Here is an 18,643-nt window from a genome sequence, read left to right on the forward strand (position 1 = left end):
TTCCGAAAGCGATCGCCCTTTCAAAGCGCTCGAGAGGAACGCATGACCGCGGCCACGGCCGACCTGCCCGCCAGTATTGACGGTAAGGACGCACACGGGTTTGCGTCCTACATGAGAAATGGAACAGTCAGTGACCACAAATCGCACCCTCGTCATTGTCGCCCACCCGAACCTCGCGGAATCCCGTGCCAACGCCGCCCGGCTCGCCGAGATCAAGGACTTGGACAACGTCACCGTCCACGACCTCTACCAGACCTACCCCGATCTCAACATCGATGTCGCACGCGAGCACCAGCTGCTGCGCGAGCACGACACCATCGTTCTCCAGTTCCCGGTCTACTGGTACAACGTGACCTCGCTTCTCAAGGCCTGGTTCGACGCGGTGCTGGTTCACGGTTTCGCCTTCACCTTCGACGGTTCCGCCTCCGCGCTGAGCGGCAAGAAGGCTTGGCTGGCCGTAACGGTCGGCAGCACTCTGGAGACCTACGCCGCGGAAGGCCTCGCCCGACGGCCCCTCGACGAGTACCTCGCCCCGGTCACTCAGACGCTGGAGTTCTGCCAGCTGGACTATCAGGGTGTTCACGCCGTCTACGGCATGATCTTCGACCCGTCGGACGAGACCCTCATTCTGGACGCCAAGGAATACCACAGGCTCATCTCGACCAGTGAGACGCCGGCCGGCTGACCTCGGTTATTCCTGAACCTCGATTATTCGTGATTTCTTCGAGTTTTCACGAATAATCACGATCTTCACTCTGGGCCCAGCCCCAGGCCGCGCGTTCCTGCATGTCACCGCCGCTTCCTTCGCTGAACTCGACGGAAGTTCAGCGAAGAAGCTCGACTCAGGCTCGGTGAAGCAGTCTTGAAACCCTAAGGGCGGCGGCCGAACCAACTCCTCCTGAGCTTGCCGACAATGCCGTCCGTGCATGGCCGGCTGTGTGGCTACGATCCGTGTTTCTTCTGACGCTGCGGATACCGGTGTGGCTGCGGCCACGGCGTTCGGCGGCCTGGAAAGACGCGGAGATCCTTCTCTTTCGCCACCAGGTCGCGCTGCTCAGCGTCGCGTGACCGCGCGCCCGAAGCTCCGGCGACGGTCACCGGCGGTGGCCTCGCACCCACGGCTCCGGACGACGGGCCCGTCGTCCGGCTCTCGGGTCCGCCCCCGGCGGACCTGCGCGGACCAGGACTGCATCCCCCCGACGCGGTCCTGGTCCGCCCCGACGGCGTGATCGGCGCGGCGGGCCCGTTCACCGACCCCGACCTGCGTCGGCAGGTGGAGGCCACGCTGTCCCTCCCGGCCACCGACTCCGACCGCACCTCCCAGCACCTCCCGTCCCAGCACCGCACACCCGAATTGCCGCGAGAAAGGCGAGCGTGATGACCACCATCGGTGACCATCGGCCTGAAGAAGCGGTTCTGGGCCGTGCCAAGCTGGGTCTGATCGACCGCTGGGACGGCCGACGGATCCTGCTGATCGCGCACTCCGCGAACAAGTGGTCGCTGGACCGCCTGCTCGGCGGTGCGCGGATCGAGGCGCTGGTCCGCAGCCTGTTCGTGTGGAACCCCGGCTGGGAATACCGGGCATGACCGCGCTCACCGTAGCCCCCGTGAGCACCAGCGACGCCCATGGCCGTGTCGCCGAGCTGCACGCGATCCGTGAGCAGGTGCTGGCGGGGCCGAGCGTGGCGGCCACGGAGGCCCAGCACGCCAAGGGCAAGCTGACCGCGCGGCAGCGGATCGAGCTGCTGCTGGACGAGGGCTCCTTCAACGAGGTCGAGCCGCTGCGCCGGCACCGCGCGACCGGCTTCGGCCTGGAGGCGAAGAAGCCCTACACCGATGGTGTGATCACCGGCTGGGGCACCGTCCACGACCGCACCGTGTTCGTGTACGCGCACGACTTCCGGATCTTCGGCGGCGCCCTGGGCGAGGCCCACGCGCAGAAGATCCACAAGATCATGGACATGGCCATCGCGGCTGGTGCCCCGCTGGTCTCGTTGAACGACGGCGCCGGCGCCCGGATCCAGGAGGGCGTCACCGCGCTCGCCGGCTACGGCGGCATCTTCCAGCGCAACACCCGCGCCTCGGGCGTGATCCCGCAGATCAGCGTGATGCTCGGCCCGTGCGCGGGCGGAGCCGCCTACAGCCCGGCGTTGACGGACTTCGTGTTCATGGTCCGCGAGACCTCGCAGATGTTCATCACCGGCCCGGACGTGGTCAAGGCCGTCACCGGCGAGCAGATCTCCCAGAACGGCCTCGGCGGCGCGGACGTGCACGCCGAGGTGTCCGGGGTGGCGCACTTCGCCTACGACGACGAGCGGACCTGCCTGGAGGAGGTCCGGTTCCTGCTGTCGATGCTGCCGCAGAACAACCGCGAGACCCCGCCGGTCGAGATGACCGAGGACCCGGCCGACCGCCGCTGCGAGGCGCTGCTGGACCTGGTCCCGGCCCACGGCAACCGCCCCTACGACATGCGCAAGGTCATCGAGGAGCTGGCCGACGAGGGCCAGTTCATGGAGATCCACGAGCGCTGGGCCACCAACGTCATCTGCGCCCTCACCCGCATGGGCGGGCAGGTCGTCGGCATCGTCGCCAACCAGCCCCAGTCGCTGGCCGGTGTCCTGGACATCCACGCCAGCGAGAAGGCCGCGCGGTTCGTGCAGCTGTGCGACGCCTTCAACATCCCGCTGGTCACCCTGCTGGACGTGCCCGGTTTCCTGCCGGGCGTGGACCAGGAGCACGGCGGCATCATCCGCCACGGCGCCAAGCTGCTGTACGCGTACTGCAACGCCACCGTGCCGCGGATCTCGCTGGTGCTGCGCAAGGCCTACGGCGGCGCGTACATCGTCATGGACTCACGCTCCGTCGGCGCGGACCTCGCGTTCGCCTGGCCGACCAACGAGATCGCCGTGATGGGCGCCGAGGGCGCCGCCAACGTCATCTTCCGCCGCGAGATCGCCGCCGCCACGGATCCGGAGGCCAAGCGCGTGGAGATGGTGCAGCAGTACAAGGACGAGCTGATGCACCCCTACTACGCCGCCGAGCGCGGCCTGGTCGATGACGTGATCGACCCCGCCGCCACCCGCGAGGTGCTCATCCGCTCCCTGCAGATGCTCCGTACCAAGCACGCGGACCTGCCCGCCCGCAAGCACGGCAACCCACCCCAGTGAGCGCACCGAAGGAGCAGCAGATGGACCAGGGGGACCTCCGCATCATCCACGGCGATCCCACTCCCGAGGAACTCGCCGCGCTGATCGCGGTTCTGACGACTCGCACCGCCGCGCAGCGTGCCACCACTCCGCGGTTCGCCCATGGCAACCGCCGCCCGCAGGCCCGCTGGCGCCGCCTCGAGCGCGTGGCCGGCTACCGCAGCCCCGTCTCGTGGCGCTGATGCCGCCCGCCTCGGTTCAACGTGGTTTCAGCCGAAACGGCGTCAGCACCATATTGCTGGCGAAGACGACGGTCAGGAAGCCGATCGCCCGAGCGTCGTCACCGTGTACAGCACGCGCCCGGTGCGACCCCACCACTTCCGCCGCCAGGCGGCTGCCGTGTCACTTCGGTCAAAGACCTCAACGCCAAGCTCCGCACCACATCGACGGCGATCTCAAGCGCGGAGCACTAGTCGACGACAACTCGAAAAAGACCAGCAGGATCACGCGACACTAAAGAAAGCGGCAACCAATGAAAATTCGAGACCTCCACAACGAATTCACGGCGGACCGCGCCGCCGCCGAGCGTGCCTACTATGGGAAATTCCTCACTCTCGAGGGAGTCTCGATCCGGACGGGCGAAAGCCAATATGGTACGCCGGTGGTGGATGTGTCAGATGTCCCCGGAGGCCCCCACCTCGCCATCTTCGTGCTGCCGTTTGACCACCGAATCAAGGAATCATTCAGGATTGTGCGAAGCGTCCCCCTGGGCGTCCCCGTCACCGTCAAGGGAGAATGTCGGGTCTTCAGCGAGGACGGAACAGTGCTGGTCATCAAGGAGTGCGAACTCCTCACCCCGTGATTCCCTGGGGCCCATTTCCCAGAGCGGCAAACGACCGGCACACCCGAGGTCGATCCGAACTTGATCTTTAGCCCTGCGCGGCATGCACTGTTTCGCCTGGTGCCACCGGATTCGACCTCGGAATCATCCGGCTCTCCAGCGTGGACCACCTCAGGGTGACTGAGGTGTGCGGCGACAGGGCTTGATCAAGTTCCGTAGGTATCCGGATCGTTGGGGATGCCCAGGATGGTTCTACGAGCACATCAGCCCCTGCCGAAGCGGCCACGAACTGTGGTGCGACCAGGGGCGCATCGCCGAAAGCATCCGCATCGACGACGGCACCCGCCTCCTCACCCCGTCCCGATCATCAGACTCGAGCACCGGGCCGGACCCACCAATAGCCGCTGGTACCACCTCCTCAAGATCCCGCGCCGACACGGCGACCACGACTACCGCGTCCCGTGGGCATCACCACCACCCCGTCGACCCTGCACTGCGCTCGGCCGACACCGGCCAGCGCCTCAAGAGCGACAGCGAGCGCGGCTTCCACCGCGCCGAATACCTCCAGCAGATCCCCCAGGCCAGCCCGACCCACCAGCTCCTCCACCCCTACCGCGCCGACTCCGAGTCCGTGCACAGCCAGTTCGACCTCAGCCTCTGGAACCGGCGCGTGAGCGCCTACGGCGTCGAGCGTCGGAAGATCTTCGTACTCGGTTTCGCCCTCTCCCAGAACGCCACCAGCCGCGAGATCCACCTCGAAGCCCACAGCCACCCTCAGCAGGCGCCCCGCGTCGCCTGGCTTCTCTCCACCGCCTCGATGGCCGCCCCCCACCCAGGAGTGCGGCCATCGCCCTTTACGCCTGGCCAAGGAGGGCAGGAGGACAGAACGGACGCCCCAGCCGCCGATCCGCGCCCCCGCACTGGCCCCAACATCCCCACTCATCGCCCCAGACGCCCGGAACCCCCAGGTCACAGCCGTGTCTTCACCGAAGACCCGCTCCCACGACAATCCAGGCGACCACGCCCAGCCTGATCCGCTAGGCTGTCAGCGGTCAGTCGGCTACCAGGCATGTGCCCGGGAAAGTGTCCGTGAGGGCATCACCCGCACAGCATGGGCACGCCACCTGACCAGCACGCTTGCCGAGCCGGGCTGGGCTACCCCTCTGGGGTTTCCCGCAAGGTTTCCGTCAAGCTCCGCCTTCGTAGCTCAGGGGATAGAGCACCGCTCTCCTAAAGCGGGTGTCGCAGGTTCGAATCCTGCCGGGGGCACAGCACTAAGGGCCAGTTCAGAGGCTTGATCCTCTCGAACTGGCCCTTTGCCATGATCACGGTCGTGCCACACAGGTGCCACAAGGTCCGCTAGGAGTCCGCTTCCCCCCGTTCCTTGCGGATCATCGAGCCGAGCCGATCGGCGATCTCGCGGTCACGGCCGTTGACCATGTGCTGATAGATCAGTGCCGCGCGCGGCGTGCTGTGGCCCATCCTCGTCATCAGCTCACGCAGGCTCGCCCCGGAGGCGGCGAGGGTGTTCCCGGTGTGCCGAAGATCGTGGAAGTGCACGTCTGCCGTGATGCCTGCTTTGGTCCGCGCGTTGATCCAGTCGTCCCGGAAGTTGCTCCGGCGGAGCCGACCTCCCTGGGGGCCGACGAAGACGTGACCGTCACGGCCGGGCCCGGCGAAGCTCTCCAGGTGTCCTGTCACGTCCGCCAGGAGTTCGGTCGGAAAGGCCACCGGGCGGACACCGGCAGCCGACTTGGGCGCCTTGTCGAAGAGCGCCCCTGTCTGCATCTCTGCCTGTGAGCGGCGGACCATGAGCGCGCCGTTCTCCGTGTCGATGTCCCGTCGGCGCAGCGAAGCCAGCTCCCCGAAGCGCAGCCCGGTGAAGGCAGCCAGCAGGACGAGCAGCCGGTAGCGCGGGGTCATCGCGTCGGCCACGGCGAACACCTCGGCCACGCTGAGGGTCGGCCGTTCCGGCACGTCGTAGCGGTCGGCACCCTTGATTCGGCACGGGTTGCGCCGGATCAGCTCATCATCGATGGCCGTATTGAGGACCGCCCTCATGATCTGGTACGCCTTGACCACGGTCGGCTCACCGGTCCGGGTGAGCCATTCCGTACGCCAAGCCCGCACCTGTGCCGTGGTGATCGAGGACAGCGGACGCTTGCCGAAGGTGGGCAGCAGGTGCAGCCGGATGACCGACTCATGCCGCTCGCGTGTCCGTTCCTCAAGCTTGCGATCCCGGAGCCATGCCATGGCGTACTCGCCGAAGTGGACCTTGCCCGCGTCGGGATCGGCCCACTGACCACGAGTGATGTCCGCCTCGATCTGGGCCAGTGCGACTTCCGCATCGGTCTTGGTCGCGTACGTCTTCTCTGCGCTACGGAGCTGTCCAGTGTTCGGATCGCGATAACGGACTTGCCAGCGACCGGACTTGAGCTGACGGACGGAGCCGAACCGACGACGCTTGCCCTGGTTGTTCGCCATCAGGCAGCCCTCCTGAGCACGCCAGAACGGATGGTCACCGGCTGCACGGTGTTCACGGCGATGTACTCGTCCAGCACGCGTTCCGAGATTCGGACGTTGCGACCGACCTTGACGAAGGCGATACGGCGTTCCTCGATCAGCCGACGAGGGAAGCGGACGCCTGTACCGAGGCGAGTGGCGACCTGCTTGACGTCCAAGAGTTGATCAGCCATCACCACTCACCCTCCGTCTCGTGATCCGGCATGTCGGCCAGAGCTTCGCGAGCGGTTTCGCGGTTGTGCTGGATGTCGCGGTGGATGTTGGCGGCGATCCAGGATTCGCCGGGGGTGTGGCCGTGTCCGGCGTAGGTCCAGTGGGCGAGGGTGAGCGTGGTTGCCTCCGGGTCGTCGTCGGGGTTGGGCAGGCCGAGCGCTTCGCGTTGTTGGGCGGCGCGGTAGTCGGCGCGGACCTGGCGCAGGGCGCCGAGAGTGGTGGAGTAGCGGCGGGACTTGGTGGAGAAGTGGCCGCGGAAGCCGAGCATGTGAGCCCAGTCGCGCAGCTTGCGGTCCGGGTAGAGCGCGTGCAGGTCGAGGCACGCGGCGATGAGCCGGGCGGGGTGATCGGGCACGCCGAGCAGGGCCAGGGCCTCTTTATTGCCGATCCGGCGATCAACCGTGCCGGTGGTCTCAGCCGCCTTGGTGGCGTACTTGGCGACGTAGGAGGCCACGGCAGCTTCGGTGACCTCCTCGCCGTGGCCGAAGGCGCCGATCGGCTGGACATCGAGCTGAGAGCCCCAGTGCAGGGTTCGGGCCGGTTGGGTGATAGCCGGTTGCTTCGGGTCCGGCTGGTACCGAGCCGGAGGGACGTCGACCTCGACGCGTTCGGCGGCGGCGCGGATTGCGTTGGTGAGCAGGTCGAGGGTGGCCCAGGCCGGGGGCGGATCGTCGGGCCCATCCGGTCCGTCGAAGCGGATCACGGCATGGAAGTGCACGGCCCCGCGCTTTTGGTACTCGGCGACCTTGCCGAAGGAGACGCGGGACTGTTCACGGGCTGCCTTCTGGGTGAGCCCGGCGCGCTTGGCGATCTCACGCCGGAGGTAGATCGTGAAGTAGCGCCACAGCTCGGAGGCGTGGTTGTTCCACAGCACCGCACCCGCGTAGTCGTAGGTGTCGGGGTCGAGCGGGGTGCCGAGTTCGGGCGCGTCCTCGGAGTGCCGGATCCCGCAGCGGCAGGGCCGCTGGCCGGGCCGGTTGTGAACCGGGCCGAACGAGGGCGCGGTGAGGGTGGCGAAGACGCGGGGGTGATCGCGGATGGTGTGCGGGGTGCCCTTGGCGGGGTCGCCGACGAGCCCGGCGCGGATCAGGTGGTAGGTGTCTCCGGCGTAGGTCCAGGCGCAGGCCGGGCACCGGGAGGCTCGCCGGTTGCCGCAGGCGATCCGGAGCATGCCGCCCGGCTCGGTGTCCGTGGAGTACGCGTGCAGCACGGTCTTGGTCGCCGGGTCGATGGTCTTGGTGCCGCCGATGAGGCGGATCGGGTCGGAGCAGCCGCCCGTGCGGCGGATCTGCTCTTGCCAGCGGTCGAAGGCGGCCGAGTTGGCCACCCTCAGCACGTCGGTGAGGGTGGCCGCATCGAGGCCCGCCAGGGTGGCGGTGTCGGTCACGTGGTCACCTCCTGCCGTGGGCGGGGCCGTGGTTGGCGGTGTAGCCCTCGACGAGCGCCTTGACCTGGTCGTCGCCGGTGGCGGTGGCGGAGGCGCCGCAGTGGCAGACAGCCGATGCGGTGGCGGGAGCGGACGGGGACGGCTTGCTGACGTGCAGGCCGGGGCGGTCCGGGGTCGGGGTCAGGTCGGCCACGGCGCTCACCTCCCCGTCCGGGCCAGGCGGGCGGTGCGGGCGGTGTGACCGGTGCCGCGGCAGGAGGGGCAGTCGACGTGGAGAGTGACGCGGGAGCCCTCGTCGTCGCGGGTGCCGGTGTCGATGGCAGCGGAGGCGAAGCCGCCGCAGTCGCGGCAGACGGACGTGTTCGAGGCGTGCTGAGGCATGATGAGGCTTCCCTTTCGGGTCCGTTGGATCTGGAAGTGGTGCAGGCGTCCGGGGCGGCGGTTCTTTGGCGAGAGAGCCGCCCCGGGGGCCGTTCAGCGGTGCTTGTCGAGGTCCTTGAGCAGCGAGCGGAGGACGACCGCGACCACGGCCACGGACATGCCGGTGATGGCGACCGCGAGCAGCAGAGAGACCAGGACCGCGCCAACGACGAGGACCACGGCGCCTCCACCGGCAGCGAGGGCGAGCGCGCTGCCGGGGGTGAGCTGGACGGTGGGCCTGTTGGAGGCCGGGGCGATCGGGGCCGGTGCCGGGGCATGAGCGACCTGGGCGTCGGGCACCGGGGCCGGGGCGGTCGAAACGGCCGGCGGGGCGGTGTCCTGGGGCGGGTACTTCGGGGTGAACACGGGTGATGTCCCTTCGGTGCGGGTTACTTGACGACCGAGCCGACGACGGGGCCGAGGAAGCTACTGGCGATGAGGTAGCCGCCGAGCAGGAGCAGGACGACCAGCCACATGGGCGGGCGGGTGAGCTTGACGCCGAGCCATCCGACGACGATCACGGCGAGCCAGAGCGGAACGTCCACGGGGATCTCCTAGGCCTTGCAGCGGTGGGTGTTGGCGGCGAGTTCGGCGCCAGCGCGGTCGGCGTAGTCGCCGGAGAAGCCACAGCCGGGGGCCGTGCAGGCGGCGGCATGCTTCTCGCGGCCGCGGCCGTCGTGATAGGTGGCGACCTCGACAGGGCCGATGCGGCGGCGGTCACGGAAGCGGCGGTAGGCGGTCACGGGCGAACTTCCTTTCAGGTCAGGTGAGTTGGAGTTGTGCGGCGATCGCGTTGGCCATCGGGGTGGGCAGTTGGAGGCGGGCCGACAGGGCATCGGCGGGCATCGGGGTGCCGGTGGAGGCGCGGTGGGCGTCGGCGATCTTCCGGGCGTGGTCCAGCAGTGCGACCGGAACGGCCGGGGTGTCGGCCGGGGGTGCCTCAGGTTTGGCGGGCGCCAGCTCCGGCACGGGGACGGGGGCGGGTTTGTCGGTGCGGTGCGTCTCGACTTCCGGCGCGGCCACCTCGTTCACAGGCTGTGCGGGAGCGGCTGGTTGGTCCGGTGCGTGGACGAGGAGGGTGCCGCCGAGGAAGGCCAGGGCGGGCCAACCGGCCACGAGGATGGAGAGCCAGGCGGGCACGTGCTTCAGGTCGAGGAGTCCGGCGGTGGCGACGTTGGCGCCGAGCGAGGCGGACAGGGCGATGACGAACCAGGTCCAGGCGGAGCGATCCCGGCGGGCGGTTCGCAGTCGGCGCCACGCGGCGACCAGCAGCAGGTCAACCGAGATCGGGTAGGCCCAGGCCTTCCAGCCGGATTGTCCGGCCGCTTCGGCAAGGTCGTGCAGGTGGGCGAAGGACAAGGCACCAGCGATGACGGCCTGAATCAGGACGGCATCCGGGCGGATCGTGCGGTTCATGATGTGTACCTCCCTTCGAAGTTCAGTCGGTGGCTTCGCCGGAGCCGAGGCAGGTAAGGCAGATGCCGGTCTGTCGTCCGACAGGGCGGCGCTTGCGGCCGACGTGGACGGTGCGGGAGACCTCGCCGGTGCCCTTGCAGGTCGGGCACTTCGCCGGTTCGGCGGGCGCGATGGGCTTGGTCGCGGCCATGACGATCAGTCGTCCTCGTCGAGCCGCGGGTAGCCGTGACCGGCAGGCGGGTACTGGCCGTGGTTGAGGGCGAAGCACTCGGCCTCCAGGGCACCGGCCACGACCGTGACGAACGCGTCCACGACCAGCCCGAAGTGGAGATCGTTCTTGAGGGTGTCGTAGAGGTAGCCGAGTCGGCCGTTGTCGTCTCGCTCCTCGGGAGTGAAGCCGTATTCGTCGCGTTCGGCGCGGGGATTCATGGCGGCGGTCACCGACCGGAGCGGCGCTCGGCCTGGCGCGCGGCCCATCGCGCGGTAGGGCTGTCCTCCGGCATGAGCAGTTCCGCGCCCACCGGGTCGCAGTCGCCGTAGTCGCCGTGGCGGCGGGAGACCTGGGCCTGACGCTGCTCTTCCAGCTCAGCGGCGTTCGTGTCGTTGCGTCGGAACATCGTCTTCTCCTTGTTTTCGGCATGGCTGGGGTAGGGACCTGGCGCGATGCGGTCGCGCCGACCGGTGAAGCAGGGGGGTGTCAGTCGACGGCCGGAGCAGGCTTGATCAGCGAGGGGCCGTCAGAGGTAGGCCCGGAGACGCCGGGCCGGAACGGTGCCAGGAACGGCAAGTCGGGCACCAGGTGGGCGAAGTCCCGGCAGGTCGCGGCGACTTCCTCGCGGGAGATCTCGGGAGTACGGATCCGGCACCAGCCGCCAGACGCGTCGGTGGCCACGGCCGTACCGGGGCGGTCCGCCGGAATCACGCACGCGGACGGCACCGCAGTCGGGGCCACGTCCTTCAGCCCCATCTCGGCCGTTTCCTTGTCGTTGACCCGATGCACCACACGGCCAGTGAGCTGGGCCCGCAGCATGGTGGCACCCTTGCCCAGGTCGGAGCCGAAGCGCTGCCCGCAGATCTCCAGGTAGATGCCGACCGCACGGGCCATCTGCGCCAGCCGGATCAACGCGGTGACGATGCGCGTGCGGCGGTCCTCGTCCTCCTTGCGGGAGATCAGGAACAGTTCGGCGATCTCGTCGACCAGCACCACGATCGGCGCAGGCCGCAAGTCGCCCGGCAGCTCCCAGATGTCCGACGCGCCATGCAGTTGCAGCAGGTCGAAGCGGTCTTCCATCTCTGCCACCAGCACGTCGGCCAGCGAGGCGGCATCGTCCGGGTTAGTCGCCAGCGCCGACAGGCGCGGCGCGTACGCGGACTGTTCCACCCCGCGCTTGCAGTCCATCCCGACCAGGGCCACCGGCAGTTGCGCCAGACCCTTGATCAAGTTGCGCTGGTAGGTGGACTTGCCGGAGTTGTTGGCGCCCAACGTCAGCGCCATGGGGACCTGGCGGTAGTCCCGCTCGAACGCGGTCCCGTCATCCCGCAGCGCGACCGGCACGATCAGGTCGTGAGGCTGTGCCTTGCGCGGCATCCGCACCCGGCGCAGCACGTCGTAGCCGGTCATCCGCAGTTCCACGAACCCCGGCTTGGTGACCTTCACCCGCACCGCGTGCACACCCCAGGCGTGGCGCAGACGCTCGGTCGAGGCGATCACGTCGGCGGGCTCCAGACCGGCCGGAAGCCGCAGCGTGACCCGCAGTCCGGTCATGGTGCCCCGCATGCGGCGGATCTTCGGCGCGACCGGCTGCACCTCACGGCGGGCGACGTTGCGCGTCATGAACGCCCGCAGGCCGGACGGCTGCACCGTCAGCCCGCACACATCCATGGTCGAGCGGTAGGAGAAGGTGAACCGGCCCCAGGTGGCGGGCAGTCCGACCAGCGACCAGTACATGCGGGGGGCGCGGTACTTGGCATAGCCGACACCGCCAGCCCCCGCTACGGCTCCCGTGGCCTCAAGCCACGTCGTCAGGTCGGCCATGATCAGGCCGCTGGGGTGACCGCGACCGCGCGGAACGAGATCCCGTGCCGCTTCTGGCCGTTGAACTCGTTCTCCCAGTCACGGGCCTTCAGGCCGATGACCTTCACCGGCATGCCCGGCGCCAGACCCTCGGGGAGACCGGTCTCCGGCACGGTCACCTGATAGAGGTTCCCCTCCCCCTCGTCCGAGACCAGCAGGCCCACGGTCGAGAGACTCGCGTTGGTCTCCCGGTCCACAGCCCGCTCCCCTGTCTTCTTGTTGACCATCTTCGGCTCCGGCGCGGTCGCCACGAACACCACAGCGGTCGAAACGTCGATCTTGAACGACGGCATAAGCCCATCCCTCAGTTCTTGGAGGCCGCCCGTTCGCGACCTCTCTAGACATATCCAGTAGGCCACACGTCTCTAGAGGCGTCAAGAGAATCTGTCTAGAGATGTTGAGGGGTCGGGATCGCGGCTACACGAGAGGGCAAGGCCCGCATGTATGGCCTAGGCTGTCTAGAGAAGAAGGGAGGGCTCCCGAATGACCACCACCGACGACGACCGTCGGCCGAAGTACCAGCGGATTGCGGACTCTCTACGTGAGGCGATCCGGTCGGGCGAGTACAGTCCCGGTGATCGACTTCCGGGAGAAAACGACCTCATGGCCACCCATGGCGTGGCCCGCATGACGGCTCGTCAGGCCTTGAGCGTGCTGAAAGACGAAGGCATCGCGGAGTCCCGCAAGGGAGCCGGTGTCTTCGTGCGATCTTTCCGCCCTCTCAGGCGCCGAGGCATCCAGCGACTGGCGCAAGAGCAATGGGGTAGTGGCCGGTCCATCTGGTCTGCCGACATTGAGAACCGCGCCCTCGTCGTGGACCAGGTCACGGTGACCGAAGAGGAAGCACCGGAACACATTCGGCAGGTCCTTGAGCTAAGCGACGAGGACACCGTGTGCGTGAGGAGGCGGCGGTTCGTTCTGGATGGGAAGCCCGTTCTGCTCGCGACGAGTTATCTCCCCACGTCGGTGGTGGCGGGGTCTGCGATCACTCAGGCGGACACGGGGCCCGGCGGGACGTATGCCCGTCTTGCCGAACTTGGGCACAAGCCAGTGCACTTCCGCGAGGAGATCCGCTCACGCATGCCCACGAAGCATGAGGCGGGACAGTTGAGCATCTCCGCGGGTACGCCGGTCATCCTCATCTGCCGGACCGCGTTCGCGGACGAAGGGCGCCCCGTCGAGATCAACGAAATGACGCTCGATGCCGCCTCCTACATCCTGGAATACGACTTCGACGCGTAGGCCAGCGCGAGTTGTTACAGGTTTCTCTACCTCATCAAGGGCCCGCGCAAGCGCGGGCTGGCCCCTTGGGCCCGACCCCTCTGCGCCTACGGCGCCGGGGTCGTGCCCCTGGGGCCGCAAGCATGTTACGGCCCGGACGATAGAGCCCGAGACGGGCAGGCCACGGTCAGAACGATGCCTCCGGCGGGGGATCGGCCGGCACCGGGATGGGGGCGCCATTCGCGGCCGCGGATCCGTAGTGGTGTGCGTGGGGAGCTCCCACCCCGTCCGCCGTCAACCCAGGCAGAGCCGAGCAGACGCGGCCCATGGCGTCCAGGTCGTTCGTACAGTGGCGCGCTCCACCTGGACGCCATGAACCACGCCCGCTCCACGGTGCGTGGGTCGACGGCGGACGGGGTGGGAGCTGGGGTAGGTGGTGGGCGAAATCGTTGCTCAGGGAATGCATCGCTCAGAACGGGCACAAGATGGCGCCATGGATCAAAAAGCGATCGCAGCCATCAGTGGCGCAGTCGCAGGTTCACTTGGATCTACGTTTGCCGCTGCGTGGACAGGACGACAAGGGCGGTGGCAGACAAAGGCCCAGATTCGCGGTCAAAATACGCAATCATGCCATGAAGCGAGACGCGCTGCCTTCGCGGACGCCATACCCCCGAGGCATCAAGCCAGCCTGTTCATTTCAGAGGCGATCCAAAAGAGTCAAATTGCAACAATGCGGACAAATCCAGATCGGAACAATTCGACAGACGCAGCACGTGGCACATGATAGCGTAACTTCGACCTCCAAGTGTTTGAATTTCAGAAAAACGGGGAGACCTGTGAAAAACAAATTCAGGATAGCTGTCACGCTCGGTGCCGTTCTTATGGCTACGCTTCCACTGACAACTACAGCATCCGCCTCTGATTATGAAGGTGATCTCGCAAAGGCTGGCAGCCCCGCCCCGGATGCAACACAGGTGTGCGTGAGCACTCCCAACACCACGGCCTGCTATCAAGCCGCTGGCGACATCCTCTACGTCAAGGACTTGAAGGCCGACAATCAGGGCGTTTCCAACGACTGGAAACTGTCGAATGGGAGCAGCAGGTGGGGCCAGTGCGGCAGCACCCTCGGAGCCGGCAAATGGGGATACTGCGACAAGGACTTCCCCGAGGGCGTCAAGATCCAATTCGGCGCCTACTACAATAGCGTGTATTATTCCAAGACGGTAACGACGTGATCAAATCTACAGAATGCGCCGGGGTTAATCTCTGGCGCATTCTTGCTTTTAGTGCATCTTGTGATGCTACGCCAGGGAGTTAGCCTGAACGGCAGCCCGGTGTAGCGGTCTACCTTCGATCCTTCGTGAGGGGTAGTCAGCAAGCTGACAGCACCTTTATTACTCGGACTCTTTCAGCGTTGGCACTCCAGCCTGACGACGGCTGTGACGATTGACGACATTCGATTCGGACTGCACCGGGCTCTGAGAAGACGCCTCAGGGCTGCAGGCGGTCACACCCCGACCTGATGGCGATCTGGCCCACGAGCGAGAGGGTCATCCGGGCACTGGGCCGGGCCGCCTATGGGTCGTCCGAAAGCGGCCAACGCTGACAAGCGACGACAGTTGCCGATCGCTCTCCCCCTGCTCAGCGGTGGCGCGCTGGGCACCACCGCAGGTGCCAACCCCCGAACGCAAGTTGAGGAACATCAGTTGACACCCGTGCCACACCCGTGCCAGATCCAGCGGGGAGCCACGGGGAACGGCGGTGGCCGACGGATAGCCGGCCGTTGGTCCGCCCACGTGGACAGTTCGCAGGTCAGAGCGGCACTGGCCTCACCTCGCTCCTAAAGCGGGTGTCGCAGGTTCGAATCCTGCCGGGGGCACGACAAAGCGCCATATAATTGGACATAACGCCTCTCCGCGAGTGTCACGGAGAGGCGTTTTTGTCCCCAATGGGAACCTGATGGGAACGGCACGATGAGTAACATCAGGTAGCTTTACGTCGATCGCTCCGACGCATCCGCCCGGCGTCCCGCGCTTCGGGCCCGCACTCCATGTGCACGAGGTGCCCATCGGTGCACATCACTCGCATAGTAACATGTACTACATGGAGACCACGGCCCGCGAGTTCAACCAGAAGTCCTCCCAGATCCTCGCCGCAGCAGCCCGCGGCGAGACCGTCACCGTCACCAAGAACGGCACCCCCGTCGCACGGGTCGTCCCGATAAACGACACCGAGGTGCCCCCGTACCCGACCGACGCCATGGGCGACCTCGACCTCCCCGACCTCGGCCTGCCCGACCTCACCGACGACGAGATCGAGGACACCCTCAAGGGGATGGGCGCGTGAGCCTGGTCGCCGTCGCCGACACCAACGGCCTGTACCGCCTGCTCGACCCGAAACTCACCGGCCACCAGGAACACAAGAAGGCCCTGGCAGCAACCAGCCACCTCGTCATCTCCCCCATGGTCCTGGCCGAACTGGACTACCTGATCTCGACCCGTGCCGGAGCCCAGAAGGCCCTGACCGCGGCGCGCTTCATCGAACGCAACGTCGCAACCCGACGCTTCGAGGTGCCCTCCGTCAGCACTCACCTGAGCGCGGCGATCGCGGTCGCCGAAGGCTACGCGGACGCCGACGGCGGCAAAGGCATCGGCCTCACCGACGCCATGAACGTCGCCCTCGCCGCCGCCTACCGCACCGACGCCCTGCTCACCACCGACCACCACTTCCGCATGGTCAGGCCCCTGACCGGCCACCCCGCATTCCGGCTCCTGCCCGAAGATCTGTAGTCACGCCGGCCTCGCCTGCCCCGGGACGCCCGCTCGCCGCTTCGCAGGGCGCCCTCTCACAATGGTTCGATCAGCCTTGAGTGTCCGGCCGAAGGGGTGGCAGATCCCACACCACGTCGCCTTCCAGTTCCGACTCCTGCCACTCCAGAAGGCCATCGTCGTCGACGACGGGCTCCCACTCTCCCCAGATCTCGAAGACTCCGTCACTCAAGGCCTGAGCGACTCCGTCCAAGAGGTGGGGCAGCGAGGTGAACACAGGGCTCTCGCTGAAGGACGGTCCGTCTTCCTTGTCGTGCACGCCGATCCGGCCGAAGGTGTCGTCGTCGACCTGGCTGATGAACAGGCTGTTTCCGCTCTCGTCGTAGGCGAAGGGGATCCAGTCCGGGTTCCAGTAGTAGTACTCGCCTCGGGGCAGAAGGGCAGTCTGGTTCGGAACGCTGGGATGCCGTTCCTCGGCCCGCCGGCGCATCGCTTCCTCCGCTCGGCGGTAGCTCTGGTATTCCCGCGCGATCAGGTGCAGGTCGCTGAACCGGTGGTAGACGGGCAGAACGAAGTTGCCCGATCCGTTGTGGCACCGGAGGGAGTCGGCCAACTCGGCCGGGAGAGGGCGACCGATCTGCGTATGTGCCATGCGTAGTTCGGCCACCGGGGCCGGTCCGGGCAGGGAGGCGTGGCCTGCCGAGGCGTTGTTCCGCAGCCACGTTTCGATGCGTTCCCAAGCGCCGCTGATGGTCATGTGAAGCATCCTTGGGGGAGGTGCTCCCGCCCCGCAAGGGGCGGGAGCACCGGGTCAGTTGTGCAGTGTGGTCAGGAGCCCGGTACGAGGCGGAAGGATACGAACCGGGGCTTGTAGATGCTCGGGTCCCGATAGTGGGCGGCGTCCGGTTGGACGCGGTTGTCCATGCTGTTGACGTTGTACGACAGCGTCCAGGTGTCCCCGTTCTGCAGGGTGGGGTGGGCATGGGCGTTGTACGTGAATACGTTTCCGTCGGCGTAGCTTCCGTAAGGGCCCCCTTCGGGGGTCCAGTACACCTCGTCGTGACCGACCCAGGCGCCGAAGGGGCCGTAGGGGCTGCTGCAGCTGGACCAGATGCGGATCTTGCCGCTGAACGCTTCAGTGCTGTCCTGGCTGAGCAGGACGAATCCGCCGTTCCACGGGGTCACGCTGTATTCGTTCCGCGACGGCCGTCGGGCAGGGTGACCGAGAAGGTGGAGCCGCCGCCGGGCCCAGTCGTCGGGGTGATGCGTGCGTAGTCGAAGAACGTGTCCGTTGGGGGTGCCTTCTCCGTCACCGACTGCACTGCGGGCGAGCGGTTGTCCGTGCACGTGGGATAGGTGACCGGGGCGATCGGTCCGATGGGCTCGGTGTCCTCCTGCCCGTACAGATTCCCGTCGGCCGTGAGGACGTCCACGTAGAACTTGTCCTGGTCGAGGAGTTGTAGAAGTCGCTGAGCCCTGGCCGCCGGGGCAGTTCTGATCGGTGGGAATGACCTGGACCGAGAAGTGCCGACTGGCCCGCTCACGCCCTGCGCGAGCGTGAAACGGCCCGGCAGCCAGCCGCTCGCGACCAGGTGTTTCGCCTTCGACCGCAGTGGTTCCACCCACGCTGGCACCACGAACGTCCCGCGGCACGCTATATCCACGGCCGTAACCGACAATCCATCGCTAGGAGATAAGGGATGCGGCAAGCCGCAGCCTGTCGCGCAGTTGTTGCCGGGCGAGATTCAAGGTCTCGGCATGCTCCTCGACAAGTCGTCGCTGGTAGGCGGACTGGACCGCGTAGTAAGTTCCGACCAGATTGGTTTTCTTCTTGCAGGCCACGTCCACAGTGGCCGCTGTGATCGCCTCGGGCCCTGCGAGCTCGGCATCGGTGAAGCCGAGCTCTTCGGCCGCCTTCATCGGTTCCTTGGCCTGATATCCGGACTTGGCCATACACGCGGACCAGCGTGCGTTCACCTGCTCGGTGCGCGAGTCGGTACGGGCCCTCGTCTGTGCTTCGGACTTGAGCTGGAAGACGTAGAGGACGTCCACACTCTTCGGGTCCGGGGCGTAGAGCTTGAGGAAGGATTCCCTGGTGCACCCACCTACGGGTACGCCTCCGTCGCCGCTCTCGCGCTCTGCTTCCTGCTGGCTCTTCGGCAACTCGGCGGGCCGTAGATCGGGGGCCCCGAACAGGGCGGTCTCTTCCGCCTTGCTGAGGGGCTCGGCCTTTGCCCTGGTGGCGCCGGACTGTGTTTCCTCGGGGCTGCGGTAGCCGTATCGGGCGGCTGTCGCCGGGTCCGTGACCCCGTAGAGTCGGCTGTTCGGCGACTCCTTCGCCGCTCCGGACTGCTGCGGCTGCTGGTAGTCGAAGCCGAGCCGGTCCATGCATCGTGTGGTCAGGACCTGCTGGGCTTTCACCAGCAACTGCCGCTCCTCGGGGGTCGCCTCGTACGCATCGAGCGGGAGCGCCAGATCGGCGGAGTCTGTCAGAACCGGTATGGCTGAGACCTCGGGCTCCGATGCCCCGTGCGTGGTGCCGCCGCCGACGGAGCACCCGGTCACCGCCACGGCGGCGGCTGACAGGGTGACGAGGAGCCGCGGAACGCGGCGGACAGGCAAGGACATCAAAGA

At 67.1% G+C, this 18,643-nt stretch carries 28 protein-coding genes and 1 tRNA gene; 10 read left to right on the forward strand and 19 right to left on the reverse strand.

Features of this window, described 5'->3' with window-relative positions; genetic code table 11:
* Positions 1-130 precede the first annotated feature (130 nt).
* The 5 genes from EDD92_RS20750 (at position 131) to EDD92_RS20770 (ending at position 4,008) form a co-directional block, all read left to right on the forward strand.
* Positions 131-685, forward strand: a complete 555-nt coding sequence (locus EDD92_RS20750; RefSeq protein ID WP_185124075.1) for an NAD(P)H-dependent oxidoreductase — start codon at positions 131-133, stop codon at positions 683-685.
* Positions 686-1,377: 692 nt separating this feature from the next.
* On the forward strand, positions 1,378-1,587 hold the full coding sequence (locus EDD92_RS20755) for a hypothetical protein (protein ID WP_260326636.1): 210 nt from the start codon (positions 1,378-1,380) through the stop codon (positions 1,585-1,587).
* On the forward strand, positions 1,584-3,167 hold the full coding sequence (locus EDD92_RS20760; RefSeq protein WP_123965708.1) for an acyl-CoA carboxylase subunit beta: 1,584 nt from the start codon (positions 1,584-1,586) through the stop codon (positions 3,165-3,167). Before EDD92_RS20755 ends, EDD92_RS20760 begins: the two co-directional genes overlap by 4 nt.
* A 20-nt stretch (positions 3,168-3,187) precedes the next feature.
* Positions 3,188-3,388 (forward strand): acyl-CoA carboxylase subunit epsilon, encoded by a 201-nt coding sequence (locus tag EDD92_RS20765; protein ID WP_123965709.1) that lies wholly within the window; start codon positions 3,188-3,190, stop codon positions 3,386-3,388.
* A gap of 290 nt (positions 3,389-3,678) precedes the next feature.
* Positions 3,679-4,008, forward strand: a complete 330-nt coding sequence (locus tag EDD92_RS20770) for an OB-fold protein (RefSeq protein WP_123965710.1) — start codon at positions 3,679-3,681, stop codon at positions 4,006-4,008.
* A 397-nt stretch (positions 4,009-4,405) separates the two neighbouring features.
* Here EDD92_RS20770 and EDD92_RS20775 read toward each other — a convergent pair whose 3' ends face one another.
* Complete coding sequence (locus tag EDD92_RS20775; RefSeq protein WP_185124076.1) at positions 4,406-4,759, reverse strand: hypothetical protein; 354 nt, start codon at positions 4,757-4,759, stop codon at positions 4,406-4,408.
* 424 nt (positions 4,760-5,183) lie between these two features.
* On the opposite strand from EDD92_RS20775, the gene EDD92_RS20780 reads away from it, so the two are divergent.
* Positions 5,184-5,256: transfer RNA gene (locus EDD92_RS20780), tRNA-Arg, on the forward strand.
* 90 nt (positions 5,257-5,346) lie between these two features.
* Here the strand turns inward: EDD92_RS20780 and EDD92_RS20785 are convergent.
* The 14 genes from EDD92_RS20785 to EDD92_RS20840 all read right to left on the reverse strand — a co-directional run bounded on the left by EDD92_RS20785 (position 5,347) and on the right by EDD92_RS20840 (position 12,313).
* Complete coding sequence (locus EDD92_RS20785; RefSeq protein ID WP_123965712.1) at positions 5,347-6,471, reverse strand: tyrosine-type recombinase/integrase; 1,125 nt, start codon at positions 6,469-6,471, stop codon at positions 5,347-5,349.
* Positions 6,471-6,683: an excisionase family DNA-binding protein gene (locus tag EDD92_RS20790; protein WP_123965713.1), complete on the reverse strand. Its 213-nt coding sequence runs from the start codon at positions 6,681-6,683 to the stop codon at positions 6,471-6,473. The genes EDD92_RS20785 and EDD92_RS20790 overlap by 1 nt, the downstream gene beginning before the upstream one ends.
* Positions 6,683-8,110: a replication initiator protein RepSA gene (repSA, locus tag EDD92_RS20795; protein ID WP_123965714.1), complete on the reverse strand. Its 1,428-nt coding sequence runs from the start codon at positions 8,108-8,110 to the stop codon at positions 6,683-6,685. The genes EDD92_RS20790 and repSA overlap by 1 nt, the downstream gene beginning before the upstream one ends.
* A gap of 4 nt (positions 8,111-8,114) precedes the next feature.
* Positions 8,115-8,303 carry a hypothetical protein gene (locus EDD92_RS20800; RefSeq protein ID WP_123965715.1) on the reverse strand — a complete coding sequence of 63 codons (189 nt, stop codon included), beginning with the start codon at positions 8,301-8,303 and terminating at the stop codon, positions 8,115-8,117.
* A gap of 5 nt (positions 8,304-8,308) precedes the next feature.
* Positions 8,309-8,491, reverse strand: coding sequence for a hypothetical protein (locus EDD92_RS20805; protein WP_123965716.1), 183 nt, complete (start codon positions 8,489-8,491; stop codon positions 8,309-8,311).
* 93 nt (positions 8,492-8,584) lie between these two features.
* Positions 8,585-8,896 (reverse strand): SpdD protein, encoded by a 312-nt coding sequence (locus tag EDD92_RS20810; RefSeq protein ID WP_123965717.1) that lies wholly within the window; start codon positions 8,894-8,896, stop codon positions 8,585-8,587.
* 23 nt (positions 8,897-8,919) lie between these two features.
* Positions 8,920-9,075: a hypothetical protein gene (locus EDD92_RS49895; protein ID WP_185124077.1), complete on the reverse strand. Its 156-nt coding sequence runs from the start codon at positions 9,073-9,075 to the stop codon at positions 8,920-8,922.
* 9 nt (positions 9,076-9,084) lie between these two features.
* Positions 9,085-9,273 carry a mobile element transfer protein gene (locus EDD92_RS20815; protein ID WP_123965718.1) on the reverse strand — a complete coding sequence of 63 codons (189 nt, stop codon included), beginning with the start codon at positions 9,271-9,273 and terminating at the stop codon, positions 9,085-9,087.
* 19 nt (positions 9,274-9,292) lie between these two features.
* Positions 9,293-9,946, reverse strand: coding sequence for a DUF2637 domain-containing protein (locus tag EDD92_RS20820; protein WP_123965719.1), 654 nt, complete (start codon positions 9,944-9,946; stop codon positions 9,293-9,295).
* Positions 9,947-9,968: 22 nt separating this feature from the next.
* Complete coding sequence (locus EDD92_RS49900) at positions 9,969-10,136, reverse strand: hypothetical protein (RefSeq protein WP_185124078.1); 168 nt, start codon at positions 10,134-10,136, stop codon at positions 9,969-9,971.
* A 5-nt stretch (positions 10,137-10,141) separates the two neighbouring features.
* A complete protein-coding gene (locus tag EDD92_RS20825) occupies positions 10,142-10,387 on the reverse strand; it encodes a hypothetical protein (protein ID WP_123965720.1) in 246 nt (81 codons plus the stop codon).
* Complete coding sequence (locus EDD92_RS20830; protein ID WP_123965721.1) at positions 10,384-10,563, reverse strand: hypothetical protein; 180 nt, start codon at positions 10,561-10,563, stop codon at positions 10,384-10,386. Before EDD92_RS20830 ends, EDD92_RS20825 begins: the two co-directional genes overlap by 4 nt.
* A gap of 80 nt (positions 10,564-10,643) precedes the next feature.
* Entirely contained in the window at positions 10,644-11,981 is a 1,338-nt protein-coding gene (locus EDD92_RS20835) for an FtsK/SpoIIIE domain-containing protein (RefSeq protein ID WP_123965722.1), read from the reverse strand.
* A gap of 2 nt (positions 11,982-11,983) precedes the next feature.
* Positions 11,984-12,313 carry a hypothetical protein gene (locus tag EDD92_RS20840; RefSeq protein WP_123965723.1) on the reverse strand — a complete coding sequence of 110 codons (330 nt, stop codon included), beginning with the start codon at positions 12,311-12,313 and terminating at the stop codon, positions 11,984-11,986.
* A 190-nt stretch (positions 12,314-12,503) separates the two neighbouring features.
* Here EDD92_RS20840 and EDD92_RS20845 point away from each other — a divergent pair, with 190 nt between their 5' ends.
* The 4 genes from EDD92_RS20845 (at position 12,504) to EDD92_RS20860 (ending at position 16,030) form a co-directional block, all read left to right on the forward strand.
* On the forward strand, positions 12,504-13,262 hold the full coding sequence (locus EDD92_RS20845; protein WP_123965724.1) for a GntR family transcriptional regulator: 759 nt from the start codon (positions 12,504-12,506) through the stop codon (positions 13,260-13,262).
* Positions 13,263-14,221: 959 nt separating this feature from the next.
* Positions 14,222-14,476 (forward strand): hypothetical protein, encoded by a 255-nt coding sequence (locus EDD92_RS20850; RefSeq protein ID WP_123965725.1) that lies wholly within the window; start codon positions 14,222-14,224, stop codon positions 14,474-14,476.
* Between the two features lie 868 nt (positions 14,477-15,344).
* A complete protein-coding gene (locus EDD92_RS20855) occupies positions 15,345-15,587 on the forward strand; it encodes a type II toxin-antitoxin system Phd/YefM family antitoxin (protein WP_073757835.1) in 243 nt (80 codons plus the stop codon).
* Positions 15,584-16,030: a PIN domain-containing protein gene (locus EDD92_RS20860; RefSeq protein ID WP_123965726.1), complete on the forward strand. Its 447-nt coding sequence runs from the start codon at positions 15,584-15,586 to the stop codon at positions 16,028-16,030. Before EDD92_RS20855 ends, EDD92_RS20860 begins: the two co-directional genes overlap by 4 nt.
* Positions 16,031-16,100: 70 nt before the next feature.
* On the opposite strand, the gene EDD92_RS20865 is transcribed toward EDD92_RS20860, so the two are convergent.
* The 4 genes from EDD92_RS20865 to EDD92_RS20880 all read right to left on the reverse strand — a co-directional run bounded on the left by EDD92_RS20865 (position 16,101) and on the right by EDD92_RS20880 (position 18,637).
* Complete coding sequence (locus tag EDD92_RS20865) at positions 16,101-16,766, reverse strand: SMI1/KNR4 family protein (protein ID WP_185124079.1); 666 nt, start codon at positions 16,764-16,766, stop codon at positions 16,101-16,103.
* Between the two features lie 71 nt (positions 16,767-16,837).
* A complete protein-coding gene (locus EDD92_RS20870) occupies positions 16,838-17,194 on the reverse strand; it encodes a hypothetical protein (RefSeq protein WP_123965728.1) in 357 nt (118 codons plus the stop codon).
* The gene (locus EDD92_RS49905; RefSeq protein ID WP_185124080.1) at positions 17,191-17,442 is read right to left on the reverse strand and encodes a hypothetical protein; all 252 of its coding nucleotides are present in this window, start codon (positions 17,440-17,442) and stop codon (positions 17,191-17,193) included. Before EDD92_RS49905 ends, EDD92_RS20870 begins: the two co-directional genes overlap by 4 nt.
* Positions 17,443-17,695: 253 nt before the next feature.
* Complete coding sequence (locus EDD92_RS20880; RefSeq protein WP_123965730.1) at positions 17,696-18,637, reverse strand: hypothetical protein; 942 nt, start codon at positions 18,635-18,637, stop codon at positions 17,696-17,698.
* Between the last annotated feature and the right edge of the window lie 6 nt (positions 18,638-18,643).

This window comes from Streptomyces sp. TLI_185 (assembly GCF_003814765.1).
GTDB lineage: Bacteria > Actinomycetota > Actinomycetes > Streptomycetales > Streptomycetaceae > Streptomyces.

Bases quoted from the DNA above. Each gene is read 5' to 3' on its own strand.
- EDD92_RS20785 (WP_123965712.1), bottom strand. From the start codon at position 6,471: ATGGCGAACAACCAGGGCAAGCGTCGTCGGTTCGGCTCCGTCCGTCAG.
- EDD92_RS20805 (WP_123965716.1), bottom strand. From the start codon at position 8,491: ATGCCTCAGCACGCCTCGAACACGTCCGTCTGCCGCGACTGCGGCGGC.
- EDD92_RS20835 (WP_123965722.1), bottom strand. From the start codon at position 11,981: ATGGCCGACCTGACGACGTGGCTTGAGGCCACGGGAGCCGTAGCGGGG.
- EDD92_RS20855 (WP_073757835.1), top strand. From the start codon at position 15,345: ATGGAGACCACGGCCCGCGAGTTCAACCAGAAGTCCTCCCAGATCCTC.
- EDD92_RS20790 (WP_123965713.1), bottom strand. From the start codon at position 6,683: ATGGCTGATCAACTCTTGGACGTCAAGCAGGTCGCCACTCGCCTCGGT.
- EDD92_RS20865 (WP_185124079.1), bottom strand. From the start codon at position 16,766: ATGACCATCAGCGGCGCTTGGGAACGCATCGAAACGTGGCTGCGGAAC.
- EDD92_RS20755 (WP_260326636.1), top strand. From the start codon at position 1,378: ATGACCACCATCGGTGACCATCGGCCTGAAGAAGCGGTTCTGGGCCGT.
- EDD92_RS49900 (WP_185124078.1), bottom strand. From the start codon at position 10,136: ATGGCCGCGACCAAGCCCATCGCGCCCGCCGAACCGGCGAAGTGCCCG.
- EDD92_RS20845 (WP_123965724.1), top strand. From the start codon at position 12,504: ATGACCACCACCGACGACGACCGTCGGCCGAAGTACCAGCGGATTGCG.
- EDD92_RS20760 (WP_123965708.1), top strand. From the start codon at position 1,584: ATGACCGCGCTCACCGTAGCCCCCGTGAGCACCAGCGACGCCCATGGC.
- EDD92_RS20770 (WP_123965710.1), top strand. From the start codon at position 3,679: ATGAAAATTCGAGACCTCCACAACGAATTCACGGCGGACCGCGCCGCC.
- EDD92_RS20880 (WP_123965730.1), bottom strand. From the start codon at position 18,637: ATGTCCTTGCCTGTCCGCCGCGTTCCGCGGCTCCTCGTCACCCTGTCA.
- EDD92_RS20765 (WP_123965709.1), top strand. From the start codon at position 3,188: ATGGACCAGGGGGACCTCCGCATCATCCACGGCGATCCCACTCCCGAG.
- EDD92_RS20830 (WP_123965721.1), bottom strand. From the start codon at position 10,563: ATGTTCCGACGCAACGACACGAACGCCGCTGAGCTGGAAGAGCAGCGT.
- EDD92_RS20820 (WP_123965719.1), bottom strand. From the start codon at position 9,946: ATGAACCGCACGATCCGCCCGGATGCCGTCCTGATTCAGGCCGTCATC.
- EDD92_RS20840 (WP_123965723.1), bottom strand. From the start codon at position 12,313: ATGCCGTCGTTCAAGATCGACGTTTCGACCGCTGTGGTGTTCGTGGCG.